Origin of the sequence: Stenotrophomonas sp. Sm6012 (assembly GCF_030985895.1) — a bacterium.
GTDB lineage: Bacteria > Pseudomonadota > Gammaproteobacteria > Xanthomonadales > Xanthomonadaceae > Stenotrophomonas > Stenotrophomonas forensis.
Genome location: NZ_JAPTFX010000054.1, coordinates 1 through 13,662, shown reverse-complemented (window position 1 = coordinate 13,662; position 13,662 = coordinate 1). Strand labels below are relative to the sequence as shown.

Annotated in this window: 14 protein-coding genes; 8 read left to right on the top strand and 6 right to left on the bottom strand. The window is 67.7% G+C overall.

The features are described from left to right. Window positions 1-10: 10 nt before the first annotated feature. Window positions 11-433, bottom strand: a complete 423-nt coding sequence (locus tag O0J73_RS11395) for an HIT family protein (RefSeq protein WP_049398714.1) — start codon at window positions 431-433, stop codon at window positions 11-13. Then, window positions 430-1,101, bottom strand: coding sequence for a dienelactone hydrolase family protein (locus tag O0J73_RS11390; protein ID WP_308308733.1), 672 nt, complete (start codon window positions 1,099-1,101; stop codon window positions 430-432). Before O0J73_RS11390 ends, O0J73_RS11395 begins: the two co-directional genes overlap by 4 nt. A 204-nt stretch (window positions 1,102-1,305) precedes the next feature. Between O0J73_RS11390 and rimO the strand changes: the two genes are divergently transcribed. Together rimO and O0J73_RS11380 are read left to right on the top strand one after the other, a co-directional pair. Next, complete coding sequence (gene rimO, locus O0J73_RS11385; protein WP_006459296.1) at window positions 1,306-2,667, top strand: 30S ribosomal protein S12 methylthiotransferase RimO; 1,362 nt, start codon at window positions 1,306-1,308, stop codon at window positions 2,665-2,667. Then, on the top strand, window positions 2,664-3,491 hold the full coding sequence (locus O0J73_RS11380) for a DUF3025 domain-containing protein (protein WP_308308732.1): 828 nt from the start codon (window positions 2,664-2,666) through the stop codon (window positions 3,489-3,491). The genes rimO and O0J73_RS11380 overlap by 4 nt, the downstream gene beginning before the upstream one ends. Window positions 3,492-3,541: 50 nt before the next feature. On the opposite strand, the gene greB is transcribed toward O0J73_RS11380, so the two are convergent. Continuing rightward, the gene (gene greB / locus O0J73_RS11375) at window positions 3,542-4,048 is read right to left on the bottom strand and encodes a transcription elongation factor GreB (RefSeq protein ID WP_049458814.1); all 507 of its coding nucleotides are present in this window, start codon (window positions 4,046-4,048) and stop codon (window positions 3,542-3,544) included. 79 nt (window positions 4,049-4,127) lie between these two features. Continuing rightward, window positions 4,128-5,633: a helicase HerA-like domain-containing protein gene (locus O0J73_RS11370; RefSeq protein WP_006459177.1), complete on the bottom strand. Its 1,506-nt coding sequence runs from the start codon at window positions 5,631-5,633 to the stop codon at window positions 4,128-4,130. Between the two features lie 123 nt (window positions 5,634-5,756). Here O0J73_RS11370 and O0J73_RS11365 point away from each other — a divergent pair, with 123 nt between their 5' ends. After that, on the top strand, window positions 5,757-7,364 hold the full coding sequence (locus O0J73_RS11365; RefSeq protein ID WP_049458811.1) for a transglycosylase SLT domain-containing protein: 1,608 nt from the start codon (window positions 5,757-5,759) through the stop codon (window positions 7,362-7,364). A 22-nt stretch (window positions 7,365-7,386) separates the two neighbouring features. After that, a complete protein-coding gene (locus tag O0J73_RS11360) occupies window positions 7,387-7,734 on the top strand; it encodes a ribonuclease E inhibitor RraB (protein ID WP_308308731.1) in 348 nt (115 codons plus the stop codon). 90 nt (window positions 7,735-7,824) lie between these two features. Here the strand turns inward: O0J73_RS11360 and asd are convergent, their stop codons facing one another. Then, window positions 7,825-8,667 carry an archaetidylserine decarboxylase gene (gene asd / locus O0J73_RS11355; protein ID WP_308308730.1) on the bottom strand — a complete coding sequence of 281 codons (843 nt, stop codon included), beginning with the start codon at window positions 8,665-8,667 and terminating at the stop codon, window positions 7,825-7,827. Next, a complete protein-coding gene (locus O0J73_RS11350) occupies window positions 8,664-9,314 on the bottom strand; it encodes an SCO family protein (RefSeq protein ID WP_308308729.1) in 651 nt (216 codons plus the stop codon). Before O0J73_RS11350 ends, asd begins: the two co-directional genes overlap by 4 nt. Window positions 9,315-9,436: 122 nt before the next feature. Here O0J73_RS11350 and prmB point away from each other — a divergent pair, with 122 nt between their 5' ends. The 4 genes from prmB to O0J73_RS11330 all read left to right on the top strand — a co-directional run bounded on the left by prmB (window position 9,437) and on the right by O0J73_RS11330 (window position 13,619). Continuing rightward, a complete protein-coding gene (gene prmB / locus O0J73_RS11345; RefSeq protein ID WP_049458806.1) occupies window positions 9,437-10,366 on the top strand; it encodes a 50S ribosomal protein L3 N(5)-glutamine methyltransferase in 930 nt (309 codons plus the stop codon). Continuing rightward, window positions 10,363-11,466 (top strand): chorismate synthase, encoded by a 1,104-nt coding sequence (gene aroC, locus O0J73_RS11340; RefSeq protein WP_008264593.1) that lies wholly within the window; start codon window positions 10,363-10,365, stop codon window positions 11,464-11,466. The genes prmB and aroC overlap by 4 nt, the downstream gene beginning before the upstream one ends. Beyond that, entirely contained in the window at window positions 11,459-12,496 is a 1,038-nt protein-coding gene (locus tag O0J73_RS11335) for a D-glycerate dehydrogenase (RefSeq protein ID WP_308308728.1), read from the top strand. Before aroC ends, O0J73_RS11335 begins: the two co-directional genes overlap by 8 nt. A 94-nt stretch (window positions 12,497-12,590) precedes the next feature. Beyond that, the gene (locus tag O0J73_RS11330; protein WP_006459093.1) at window positions 12,591-13,619 is read left to right on the top strand and encodes an aspartate-semialdehyde dehydrogenase; all 1,029 of its coding nucleotides are present in this window, start codon (window positions 12,591-12,593) and stop codon (window positions 13,617-13,619) included. Window positions 13,620-13,662: the final 43 nt, after the last annotated feature.

Sequence of the window (13,662 nt, the reverse complement as noted above, 5' to 3'; positions counted from 1 at the left end):
TCGGAAACGCTCAGGACTGGGCTGGATATCCTAGCCGTTCCTTCCAGTAGGCGACATGCTGGTCCAGCGCGCCTGGCTCGTAGCGGTGCGCGGGGCCGCTGCCCCAGACCGGGCCCGGCCACGCGGGGTCGCCGTCATGGCGGCCGATCACGTGGAAGTGCAGCTGGCGCACGATGTTGCCCAGTGCGCCGATGTTGATCTTTTCCACGCCGTCGGCGCCCTTCAGGGCCTTGCAGGCGCGATTGAGCTCGGTGCGGAGCTTGTCCTGCTGCTCGCCGTCCAGCTCGATCCACTCGGTCACCCCGGCCAGGCGCGGTACCAGCACCAGCCAGGGGAATCGTTCGTCGTTCATCAGCCGCACTTGCGACAACGGTCCTTCGGCCACCAGCACGCTATCGGTGGCCAGGCGTGAATCGAGTTCGAATTCGCTCATCCAAGATGCTCCGAGAAGAAGTCCAGGGTGCGTTGCAGCGCCAGGGCGGCGCTGTCTGGATCATACGCATGTCCGACCTCGCGGTTGAAGGCGTGATCGGCCGGATAGACGAAGGTGGCCATCTGCGGCAGCTTCTCGCGGTGGGCCTGGACGGCCTCCGGCGGGATGCTCTTGTCCTGGGCACCGAAGTGGAAGATCACCGGGGCCTTGGGCGTTTCATCGAGGAACTGCACGTTGCGCGCGCCGTAGTAGCTGACCGAGGGCAGGCCCAGGCGCACTGCCGACAACATCGCCACGGTGCCGCCCCAGCAGTAGCCGACCGTGCCGACCTTGCCGTAGGGGGCAAGCCGGGTTGCCGCGGCGCGGACCACTTCCAGCGCCTTCTCCATGCCCAGCGCAGTGACCCGTTCCAGGCCGTCCTTCACGCCCTCGGGGCTGTAGGGGAGGGCGTCGGGGTCGGCATCGACACCATCGACCAGATCGAAGAACGACGGCGCCAGCACCGCGTAGCCCTCGGCGGCGAAGCGCGCGGCCACGCTGCGGATGTGCGGGTTGGCGCCGAAGATTTCCTGCACCACCACCAGCCCCCCACGCGGGGTGCCTTCCGGCAGGGCCTGCCAGGCCCGTACCGGGCCGTGATGCGTATCCAGGGTGATCCACTCGGCCATCGTCATCTTCCTCGTTGCAGGGAACAGGACTGCATTGTCGGCGCTGCGCGGGTTAGCGGCGTGTCAGCGGCTGTGCGGGATCGGGCGGCTGGCCGTTCAGAGCGCCGCGCCCAACCCCGGTATACTGGCGCCCTTTCAGGCCCCGGCCCCCAGGAACCCCTGCCACGCCGGCAGGGGCCCAGGCCCCCAGAGTCCCGCGATTCCATGTCCCAGCTGAACCCCAAAGTCGGCTTCGTCAGCCTTGGCTGCCCGAAGGCCCTCGTCGATTCCGAGCGCATCCTCACCCAGCTCCGCTCGGAGGGCTACGACATCGTTCCGTCCTACGATTCGGCCGACGTGGTGGTGGTCAACACCTGCGGCTTCATCGATTCGGCAGTGACCGAGTCGCTGGACGCGATCGGCGAGGCGATGAACCAGAACGGCAAGGTCATCGTCACCGGCTGCCTGGGCAAGCGCCCGGAACAGATCCGCGAGGCGTACCCGAACGTGCTGGCGGTGTCCGGCCCGCAGGACTACCAGAGCGTGATGGAAGCGGTGCACGAAGCACTGCCACCCAAGCACGATCCGTTCGTGGACCTGGTGCCCGACTACGGCATCAAGCTGACCCCGCGCCACTATGCGTACCTGAAGATTTCCGAAGGCTGCAACCACAAGTGCAGCTTCTGCATCATCCCGTCGATGCGCGGCAAGCTGGTCTCGCGCCCGGTCGACGAGGTGCTGCGCGAAGCCGAGCGCCTGGTGCGTGGTGGCGTGCGTGAACTGCTGGTGGTGTCGCAGGACACCTCGGCCTACGGCGTGGACGTGAAGTACGCCGAGAAGATGTGGCGCGACAAGGCCTACCAGACCCGCCTGAAGGCGCTGTGCGAAGGCCTGTCCGAGCTGGACGCGTGGGTGCGCATGCACTACGTCTACCCGTACCCGCACGTGGACGAGGTGGTGCCGCTGATGGCCGAGAACCGCATCCTGCCGTACCTGGACATCCCGTTCCAGCACGCCAGCCCGCGCATCCTGCGCCTGATGAAGCGTCCGGGCGCGGTCGAGAAGACCCTGGAGCGCGTGCAGAACTGGCGCCGCATCGCACCGGACATCACCGTGCGTTCGACCTTCATCGTCGGCTTCCCGGGCGAGACCGAGGCCGAATTCGAAGAGCTGCTGTCGTTCCTCGACGAAGCGCAGCTGGACCGCGTGGGCGCATTCGCCTACTCGCCGGTCGAGGGTGCCACTGCCAACGATCTGCCCGACGCCGTGCCGGAGGAAGTGAAGCAGGAGCGCCTGGCACGCTTCATGGAGAAGCAGGCGCAGATTTCCGCCGCGCGCCTGGAAGCCAAGATCGGCACGGTGCAGCAGTGCCTGGTCGATGCCATCGAAGGCGACATCGCCGTGGCCCGTTCCAAGGCCGATGCGCCGGAGATCGACGGCCTGGTGCACATCCAGAACGCCGACCAGGTGCCGCTGCGCGTAGGCGAGTTCGTCGATGTGGAGATCACCGAGAGCGACGAGCACGACCTGTACGGTGACGCGCTGGCGGCCGCCACCCGCCCGGCGTTCGATCTCAAGATGCTGTGACCGCCGCCGCCGGTGATAACGGCGGCCCCCGGCGCTTCGTGCCGCCGCCACGTGCGGCGGTCGATCCGCGGGTATTCAAGCATCCGCTGTTTGGCGGGCTGCAGGATTTTCGTGACCTGTTGGACGGCACTGCATGGCCGTCCATCGCTGCGCTTGATGCGCGGCTGGGATTGCCCGGCAAGCGCCTGGTCGAACAGGATGCCGCGTTGCTCGCCGACGGCCTGCATTACGAAGCACGTATCGCCGAAGGCTGCATCGCCACCCGCGCCGACAACTGGCATGACCTGTTCAATGCACTGGTGTGGGCCCGTTTCCCGCAGCTCAAGCAGGCACTCAACGCGCAGCAATGCCGGCATGTCGAGGCAATGCCGCCGGGCCAGCGCAACCGCGCGCAGGCGGCACTGACCCAGTTCGACGAAACCGGCGTGATCGTGCGTGTGTGCGATGCCGCGTTGCTCGCGGCATGGGATGCGCATGACTGGCCCGTGGTGTTTGAACCCGCGCGCTGGCAACGCGGTGCCAGCGGCATCGCTGCGGTGTTCGGCCACGCGTTGATGGAACAGGCACTGCTGCCGGGGCGATTGCTGGTGGGCAAGTGCGTGGTGGTGCAGGGTGATGACGATGATGAGGCCTGCGTCGCAGCGGTGGCCGCGGCCATCGGCGAGGGCAGGGCGGTCACCGATCCGGCGCAGCTGCGGCCGCTGCCGCTGGCGGGTATCCCCGGCTGGCATGACGTGCAGGATGCCGCCTTCTACGCAGACGCCGGCTACTTCCGTCCGCTGCGCGAAGGTCGCGGGTACCCGCCGCCGTTGCTGCTTCTGTAGAGTCGAGCCATGCCCGACTGATGGATAACGCAGTCGAGCACGGCTCGACGCTACAACGGTGCGTACTCCACGCCGATCACCGCGAAGGTGAACTGCCCGCCGGGCAGCTCCACCGAAAATTCATCATCCAGGCGCTTTTTCAGCAGCGCCCGCGCCAGCGGCGAATCGATGCTGATCCAGCCCAGGCCGGCGTCGGTCTCGTCCGGGCCGACGATGCGATAGCGGCTGGTGTCGCCGCTGTCGACATTCTCCAGCTCCACCCAGGCGCCGAAGAACACCGCCTGTGGGTCGGTCGGCGTGGTGTCGACCACGCGCAGCGCTTCCAGCCGCTTGGTCAGGTAGCGCACGCGGCGGTCGATCTCGCCCAGCTGCTTCTTGCGGTAGGTGTACTCGGCGTTCTCCGAGCGGTCGCCCTCCGCAGCGGCTGCCGCCAGTGCCTTGACCACCTCCGGCCGTCGCACCCGCCATAGCTCGTCCAGTTCGGCCTTCAGCCGGGCGTGGCCGGCGGCGGTGATCAGCGCGGTGCTCTTTTCTGCGGGGGGACGCCAACGGGACATGCAGTACGACTTCTCTTGCGATAGGAAACGGGCACGTCGCACCAGGCCTGGCGCGACGCGCGGAAACAACAGGTGACCCTCAGCGCTTGCCGCCGAAGATGCCGCCCAGGATGCCACGCACGATCTGGTTGCCCAGCTTGGTGCCGACGGTGCGCGTGGTCTGCTTGGCCATGGTCTCGATCATGCCCTGGCGGCGCTTGGTGCCGAAGATCGCGTCCTTGATCGACTGGCCGAAGCCTCCTTCCTGCGCCTCGTCCTGCTCGCGGCTGCGTGCGGCGGGGGCCTGCGCCTGCTCGGTTGCCTTCTGCGCGCGCTGCGCCAGCAGCTCCGCTGCCGACTCACGGTTGATCGCGGTGTCGTAGCGGGTGCCGACCGGGCTGCCCGCGCGCACCTGGGCGCGTTCGGCGTCGGTGATCGGCCCCATCCGGCAGCGCGGCGGCGCGATCATCGTCTGCTGCACCGGCATTGGTACGCCCTTGTCCTGCAGCGTGGAGACCAGCGCTTCACCGGTGCCAAGCTGGCTGAGCACCTTGGCCACGTCCAGTTTGGGGTTGGGCACGAAGGTTTCGGCCGCGGTCTTCACCGCCTTCTGGTCACGCGGGGTGAATGCGCGCAGTGCGTGCTGCACCCGGTTGCCGAGCTGACCGAGGATGTTGCCCGGCACGTCGTCGGGGAACTGCGAGCAGAAATACACGCCCACGCCCTTGGAACGGATCAGGCGCACGACCTGCTCGATACGCTGCACCAGCGATGGCGGCGCATCGTCGAACAGCAGGTGCGCCTCGTCGAAGATGAAGACCAGCTTCGGCTTGTCCAGGTCGCCCACTTCCGGCAGCTGCTCGAACAGTTCCGACAGCAACCACAGCAGGAAGGTGGAATACAGCTTGGGCTTGAGCACCAGCTGGTCGGCGGCGAGGATGCCGATCATGCCGCGGCCGTCGTGATTGACCCGCATGATGTCGGCCAGCTCCAGCGCCGGTTCGCCGAAGAAGTGCTCGCCGCCGTCCTGGGCCAGGCGCAGCACCGAGCGCTGGATCGCGGCGATCGACTGTGCGCTGACCAGCCCGTACTCGGTGGAGATGTCCTTGCGCTCCTCGGCCACCAGGCCGAGCAGGGCACGCAGGTCGTCCATGTCCAGCAGCAGCAGGCCACGGTCGTCGGCCAGCTTGAACACGATGTCGAGCACGCCGGCCTGGGTGTCGTTCAGTTCAAGGATGCGCGACAGCAGGGTCGGGCCCATTTCACTGACGGTGGTGCGCACCGGATGGCCGAGCTTGCCGTAGAGATCCCAGAAAATGGTCGGGCTGGCGGCCGGGGCATAGTCGGCCACGCCGATCTCGGCGGCACGCTGCAACAGGTTCTCGGCACCGGTGCCGGGCACGGCCAGGCCGGACACATCGCCCTTCACATCGGCCAGGAACACCGGCACGCCCAGCCGCGAGAAGCCTTCGGCCAGGGTCATCAGGGTCACCGTCTTGCCGGTGCCGGTGGCGCCGGCCACCAGGCCGTGGCGGTTGCCGAGTTTCGGCAGCAGGGTGACGGCAACATCGTCGGTAGTGCCTTTGCCGAGCAGAATCGGATCCATGGTCCAGCCCTTGTAGTGAATAGCCCAATGTTAACGGGCAGGGGTGACGGTCCGAAGGTCCGGCTTGCCCCGACCTTGGCGCCGCCGCTACTCTGCCTGCCTGTTTCGCACACAGTGCCATCAATGCCCGTTCCTGTCCTGATTTCCCGCGGTTGGCCGCTGCTGGCCCTGGCCGGCCTGGTTTCCCTGGCGCCTGACGCCCATGCGCAACGGGTTTCGGCCCGGGACAAGGTGAAGGTCGATGCGCTGCAGCAGCGCATGACGGCCGCCGAGAAGCGCTATAGCGACGCGCTGCTGCTGGTTGCCAATGCCGACCCCAAGGGCAGCAACGAGGCTGACGCCGCGCTGGAGGACATGGAAGATGTCCTCAACGACTGCGTGAAGCAGAAGGGCTGCCAGATGGGCACGCTGCTGGCCAGCTACAAGCGCCTGCTCAAGCATGACGCCGATGCGGCGGCCAGCGATGACGTGGCCGACGAGGGCGGCGACCGCCTGGAAGCCGACCCCGACCATATCGGTCCGCTCACCGCCGATGTGCCCGAGGCGGCTCGCGCTGCCGCACTGCTGAACGACAAGCGCCACGCCTTCGACACGATGGTCGAGTACAACCCGGCGGTGCAGGCCGGCATCCGCCGCTGGCTGACCGACATGCGCCCGGCGCTGCTGACCAGCTATGAGAACTACCAGAACCTGCGCGCGGTGATGTGGCCGGAGTGGGAAAAGCGCGGGCTGCCCGAGGCGCTGCTGTTCGGCATCATGGCCAAGGAATCCAATGGTCGCGTGCATGCCTCCTCGCGTGCGGGTGCCGCCGGCCTGATGCAGTTCATGCCGGCCACCGGCCGCCGCTTCGGGCTGGGCCCGGACGGCACCGGTTTCGACACGCGTTTCGATGCGCGCAGCGCCGCCGAAGCCAGTGCCAGTTACCTCAACGAGCGCCTGCGCGAGCTCAACAACAACGTGGAAATGTCGGTGGCCGCCTACAACGGTGGCGAAGGCCGCGCCGCGCGGGTGTTCAAGCAGAGCGCTGGCCAGAGCTTCTGGACCGACAGCGTCTACAACCAGTTCCCGGGCGAGACCAAGGACTATGTGCCGATGGTGATCGCGGCGGCCTGGATCTTCCTGCACCCGCAGCAGTACGGCGTGGAGTTCCCGAAGATCAGCGCGCAGCCGGCCACGCTGCGCCTGGCCAAGTCCACCACCATCTACGAACTGACCATCTGCCTGGGCAGCCACGGCACCCGTGATGGCTACATGCGCGCGCTGCGCAACCTCAATCCGCGCTATGAAGCCGATGGCTGGATTCCGGCCGGGACGCTGATCAACGCCACCACCCGCATCGCCGGCCTGTACCAGCGCAACTGCGTCAGTGGCCCGCGTGCGGACCTGGCCCGCACCCTGATCACCGCCGACCTGAACGCGGCGATCAAGCGCCCGACCGCGGCCAGCTACACCGGCAGCGTGGCGGTGGGCGGCGTGGTGCCGGTGGCCGATGCCGCAGCCTCGACCAGCGTGCCGACGACACCCGTGGCGGCGGTGGCGAGCCCGCGCCCGGCGCCCGCCCGGGCAAAGCCGGTGCGCAGCCACAAGGTGGGCAAGGGCGAGACCCTGGGCGCCATCGCGGCGAAGTTCCAGTGCGACGTGCCGACCTTGGCCCGTGCCAACGGCCTGAAAGCCCCCGCCTACAGCCTGCGCCACGGCCAGACGCTGAAGCTTCAGGGCTGCGACAAGTAATCCTCCCACCCCTGGAACCCGCATGGACCTCGAAGACACCCGCAACCTGTTCGCCAACCTCCGCGAGAACACCGACTGGGACATCAGCGGCCCGTTGCTGTGGGGCTATTTCTTCGTCCATTCGACCGCCGGGCCGCTGCAGGCCCTGGCCGACCACCTGCAGGCGCAGGGCTACACCTTCGTCGAACTGTTCGAGCAGGAGCCGGAAGAAGGCGACGCGCCGTTCCATGTGCTGCATGTGGAGCGCGTGGAGATCCACGACGAAGCCTCGCTGGACCGCCGCAACCAGGAATTCGCGGCCCTGGCCACGGAAAAGGGCGTGGAAGACTACGACGGCATGGACGTCGGTCCGGCCCCGACCCTGCAGTAACGCGCGTACGGTAGTGCCGGCCGCTGGCCGGCAATGCTCGACGCGTTGGATCAACGGAGATGCCGGCCAGCGGCCGGCACTACCGAAGCCTCAGCGCAGCCTGGCCAGCGCCTGGCCCAGCTGCACCGGGCTTTCGGCGCCCAGCTGCGGGGCGAACTCGGCCACGCCGGGCGGCAGCAGCACGATCACGGTCGAGCCATAGTTGAAGCGCGCCATCTCGGCGAAACGCTCCAGCCTGATGCCCTGGCCGCGGTAGTCCTTGCGGGTGATGCGGTCGCCGTAGGCCGGGATCTCTTCGCCGCTCCAGACCGTTTCCACGCCGGACACCAGCAGCGCCCCCACCATCACGCTGACCATCGGGCCGAAGCTGGTGTCGAAGTGGCAGACCAGGCGCTCGTTGCGCGCGAACAGGCGCGGCACGCCGTTCACCGCGGCCGGGCCGACGCTGAACAGACGGCCCGGCACGTGCACGGTCTCGCGCAGGGTGCCGGTCCAGGGCATGTGCACGCGATGGTAGTCGCGCGGCGACAGGTAGACGGTGGCATACAGCCCGTCGTTGTAAGGCTTGGCATCCTCGTCGCTGCCCAGCAGCTCGGCCGCGGTGAACGACTGTCCCTTGGCCTGGAAGATGCGACCGGCCTCGATCTTCCCCAGTTGGCTGATGCGGCCGTCGGCCGGCATCACCAGGCTGCGCGGATCGGCATCGGCCACGCGCGCGCCCGGCTTCAGCGCACGGGTGAAGAACTGGTTGAAGGTGGCATAGCTGCGAGGGTCCGGGTTGGCCGCCTCATCCAGGTTGACGTTGAACTTGCGGGTGACGGTGTCGATCAGCCAGCGCGAGATGCGCGGATCGTCCGAGTACGCCAGCGAGCGCGCCATCGAAGACAACAGTCGGTGGGGCAGGGCGTACGTCAGGGCGGTGGTGAGACTCATGGGGCGGTTTTCTCGGTCAGCTTCTGCAGGTCGCGGGCGATCGCCGGCGCGTTGAACGGGGGGCGCACCAGGCCGGCAAGGCGGCCCTGCGGGTCGAGCACGGCCAGACTGGCCGAATGCTCGACGGTGTAATCCTCGGGGTTCTCGTCGAAGTGCTTGCCCGGCACCTTCTGGAACACGAAGCCCAGCGAGGTGGCGAAGCGCTCCAGCGAGGGAACGTCGGCGGTGGCGGCCAGGGTGTCCTTGTGGAAGCCGTGCACGTATTCGCCCAGGCGGGTGGCGCTGTCGCGGTCGGGGTCGACCGAGATGAACAGCACGCGCGGGCGCAGGCTCTCGGGCAGGGCCTCCCACTGGTTCTGCGCGCCGGCCAGCTCGGCCAGGGTGGTCGGGCAGACGTCCGGGCAGAAGGTGAAGCCCAGGAACACCAGCGTCCAGTGGCCCTTCAGCTCGCCGGGGATCAGGCGGGTGCCATCGGACTGCGCGAGGTTGAAATCGGGAAGCGCACGCGGCTGCGGGTACAGGGTGATCGCTTCGGTGGCCGGGGCGTTGGCCGGCGGCTTCGGCGCGAAGACCTGCTGCGCGGCCAGCAGGCCGAGCCCCGCCGCCAGGGCGATCAGCAGGATGATGCCGGCGTTGCGATTGAACATGGGGGCTCCCGCGCGAAATGGGCTCCATCATACCGGCTGCGGCCCGATCGTTTCCGCCGCAACGGATGCCGCCACGGGCGCCAGCCCCTATAATCGGGGGCCACTTTGCCCGCAGTACCGCCATGACCGCTGAAACGGCCGCCGAACTCCACACGATCATCGATCTGATCCGCTACGGCACCAGCCGTTTCAATGAAGCCGGGCTGACCTTCGGGCACAGCTACGACAACGCGCTGGACGAGGCCACCCAGCTGGTGCTGCACAGCCTGCATCTGCCCCACGACCTCGGCCCGGCCTACGGCCAGGCGCGCCTGCTGCAGGCCGAGAAGCAGCGCGTGCTGGAGCTGTTCCAGCGCCGCATCGACGAACGCATTCCGGCCGCCTACCTGACCGGCGAGGCCTGGTTCGCAGGCCTCAGCTTCAAGAGCGACAAGCGCGCGCTGGTGCCGCGTTCGCCGATCGCCGAACTGATCGAGTGCGGCTTCGAGCCGTGGCTGGCCGGCCGTGACGTGTACCGTGCGCTGGACCTTTGCACCGGTTCGGGCTGCATCGCCATCGCCATGGGCCACTACTACCCGAACTGGCAGGTGGACGGCGTCGACCTGAGCGACGACGCGCTGTCGCTGGCTGAAGAAAACCGCGAGCGGCTGCAGGCGTACAACGTCAACCTGATCAAGTCGGACCTGTTCAATGGCCTGTCTGGCCGCCACTACGACCTGATCGTCACCAATCCGCCGTACGTCACCAACGACGAGACCGATGCGCTGCCGCAGGAATACTCCTACGAGCCGGACATGGGCCTGCGTGCGGGTGACGATGGACTGGACCTGGTGCTGAAGATCCTGCGTGACGCGCCGCTGCACCTGAGCGAAGACGGCCTGCTGATCTGTGAAGTGGGCGAGTCCGAACAGCATCTGATCAAGCTGCTGCCGGAAGTCGATTTCGCCTGGATCGAATTCAAGGTCGGCCAGATGGGCATCTTCGCGGTTGAATGCCGCGAGCTGATCGCCCACAGCGCGCGCATCACCGAACTGGCGGCGCAGCGCCCGTGAGCTCCAATTCGTTCGGCAAGCTGTTCACCGTCACCACGTTCGGCGAGTCGCACGGGCCGGCCATCGGCTGCGTGATCGATGGCTGCCCGCCGGGGCTGGCGCTGGACGCGGCCGAATTCGCCCACGACCTGCAGCGCCGCGCCACCGGCAAGAGCCGGCATACCTCGGCGCGCCGCGAGGCCGATGAGGTCGAGATCCTGTCCGGCGTGTACGAGGGCCTGACCACCGGCACCCCGATCGCGCTGCTCATCCGCAACACCGACCAGCGCAGCAAGGATTACGCCAACATCGGCCAGCAGTTCCGGCCGGGCCATGCCGACTACAGCTACTGGCACAAGTACGGCATCCGCGACCCGCGCGGTGGCGGCCGTTCCTCGGCGCGCGAGACCACCATGCGCGTGGCCGCCGGCGTGGTCGCCAAGAAGTGGCTGGCCGAGCGCTTCGGCGTCACCGTGCGTGGCTACCTGTCGCAGCTGGGCGACATCACCCCGGCCGGCTTCGACTGGTCGGCGGTGGAAGACAACCCGTTCTTCTGGCCGCACGCCGCGCAGGTGCCCGAGCTGGAGGCGTACATGGATGCGCTGCGCAAGTCCGGTGATTCGGTCGGTGCCTGCGTGGACGTGGTCGCCGACAACGTGCCACCGGGCTGGGGCGAGCCGATCTACGGCAAGCTCGACGGCGAACTCGCCGCCGCGCTGATGAGCATCAACGCGGTGAAGGGCGTGGAGATCGGTGATGGTTTCGCCAGCGCCGCGCAGAAGGGCACCGAGCATCGTGACCTGCTGACCCCGCAGGGCTTCGCCAGCAACCATGCCGGCGGCATCCTCGGCGGCATCTCCACCGGCCAGCCGGTGGTCGCTTCGATCGTGTTGAAGCCGACCTCCAGCCTGCGCCTGCCGGGCCCGTCGCTGGATACGGCCGGTAACGTGGTCGAGGTGGTCACCACCGGCCGCCACGATCCCTGCGTCGGCATCCGAGCCACCCCGATCGCCGAGGCGATGGTGGCGATGGTGCTGATGGACCAGGCGCTGCGCCATCGTGCGCAGTGTGGCGATGTCGGCACGATCACCCCGCGCATTCCCGGGCAGATCGATGGCTGACACGCGGCCGACGGTGTGGGTGAGCCAGCCGCTGATCGATGCGGCCATCGCGCCGCTGCGCGATCGCGTGCAGCTGCGCGTCACCGACACCGTTACCGCCTGGTCGCCGCAGCAGATCGCCGAGCGGCTGGCCTCAGTCGACGGCGCGATCATCACCCTCAACGAGCGCATCGGCGCGGCCCAGGTGGCCGACGCGGCGCAGCTGCAGGTGATCGCCAACGTGGGCGTTGGCTACAACAATCTGGATGTCGATGCGCTCAGCGCGGCCGGCATCCTGGCCAGCAACACCCCGGACGTCCTGACCGAGACCACCGCCGATCTCGGCTTCGCCCTGCTGATGGCCACCGCGCGCCGCATCACCGAATCCGAGCGCTGGCTGCGCGAAGGCCAGTGGCAGCAGTGGTCGTTCCAGACCATGCTGGGTGCCGACATCCATGGCAGCACGCTCGGCATTCTCGGCATGGGCCGCATCGGCCAGGGCATCGCCCGCCGCGGCGCACATGGTTTCGGCATGAAGGTGCTCTACCACAACCGCTCGCAGCTGCCGGCCGACACCGAAGCGGCGCTGGGTGCCACCTACGTGGACCTGGATACGCTGCTTGCGCAGTCCGACCACCTGCTGCTGGTGCTGCCGTACACCCCGGCGTCGCATCACCTGATCGATGCCGTCGCGCTGGCGAAGATGAAGCCGTCGGCCACGCTGGTGAACATCGCCCGTGGCGGCCTGGTCGATGAAACCGCATTGGCCGATGCACTGGCCAACGGTCGCCTGGCTGCAGCGGGCCTGGATGTGTACGAGGGTGAGCCGGCAGTGCGCCCGGAACTGCTGGCGCTGCGCAACGTGGTGCTGACCCCGCACATCGGCAGCGCCTCGCTGGCCACGCGAACGGCGATGGTACAGCTGGCCGTGGATAATCTGGTTGCCGGGCTCGGCCTGGACGGCGATCCGTCGCGCATGCCGAGCGCGATCAACGCTGACGCGGCGATGGCCGCGCGCGTGACTCTGGGCAAAAAAACCGGGAAACGATAGGGAACCTCCGCGCGCCCCGCTTGAGGAGGTTCCCCGAACCCTGCTGTCGTGCGTGATTTTTCTCCATCCCCCGTTTTCGTGAGAGTTTCCCCCCATGAGCAATGCACAGCGCAGTTTCCACGTCGCCGTCGTCGGTGCCACCGGCGCGGTTGGCGAGACCATGTTGTCGATCCTTGAAGAACGTGATTTCCCGGTCGGTACCCTGAGCGTCCTGGCCTCCGAGCGTTCGGCCGGTGGCGAGATCGAGTTCAACGGCCAGAAGGTCACGGTGCAGGATCTGGCCACTTTCGACCCGACCGGCGTCGAGATCGCCCTGTTCTCGGCCGGTGGCAGCGTGTCGAAGGAGTACGCGCCGAAGTTCGCCGCTGCCGGTGCGGTGGTGATCGACAACTCCTCGGCCTTCCGTTACGACGACGACGTGCCGCTGGTGGTGTCCGAGGTCAACCCGGACCAGGTCGGCAACCGTCCGCGCGGCATCATCGCCAACCCGAACTGTTCGACCATGCAGATGCTGGTGGCGCTGGCGCCGCTGCACCGCAAGTACGGCATCGAGCGCATCAACGTGTCCACCTACCAGTCGGTGTCCGGTGGTGGCCGTTCGGCGATGGAAGAGCTGGGCAAGCAGACCGGCCAGCTGCTCAGCTTCCAGGAAATCGATCCGCAGCGCTTCCCGGTGCAGATCGCCTTCAACCTGATCCCGCACATCGACGACTTCCAGGACAACGGCTTCACCAAGGAAGAGATGAAGCTGGTCTGGGAAACCCGCAAGATCCTCGGCGACGACAGCATCCTGGTGAACCCGACCGCAGTGCGCGTGCCGGTGTTCTACGGCCATTCCGAGTCGGTGGCGATCGAGACCCGCGACAAGGTGACCGTGGCCGAAGCGCGTGCGCTGCTGGAGCAGTCGCCGGGCATCGAAGTGGTGGATCGCCACGAAGCGGGTGGCTACCCGACCCCGGTCACCCACGCCTCGGGCACCGACGCGGTGTACGTCGGTCGCATCCGTGAGGACCTGTCGCACCCGCGCGGCCTGAACCTGTGGATCGTCTCGGACAACGTGCGCAAGGGCGCGGCACTGAATGCCGTGCAGCTGGCTGAGCTGGTCGCCGCCGAACAGCGCTGAGCAGCGCGGTTGCCTCACCGGTAGTGCCGGCCGCTGGCCGGCA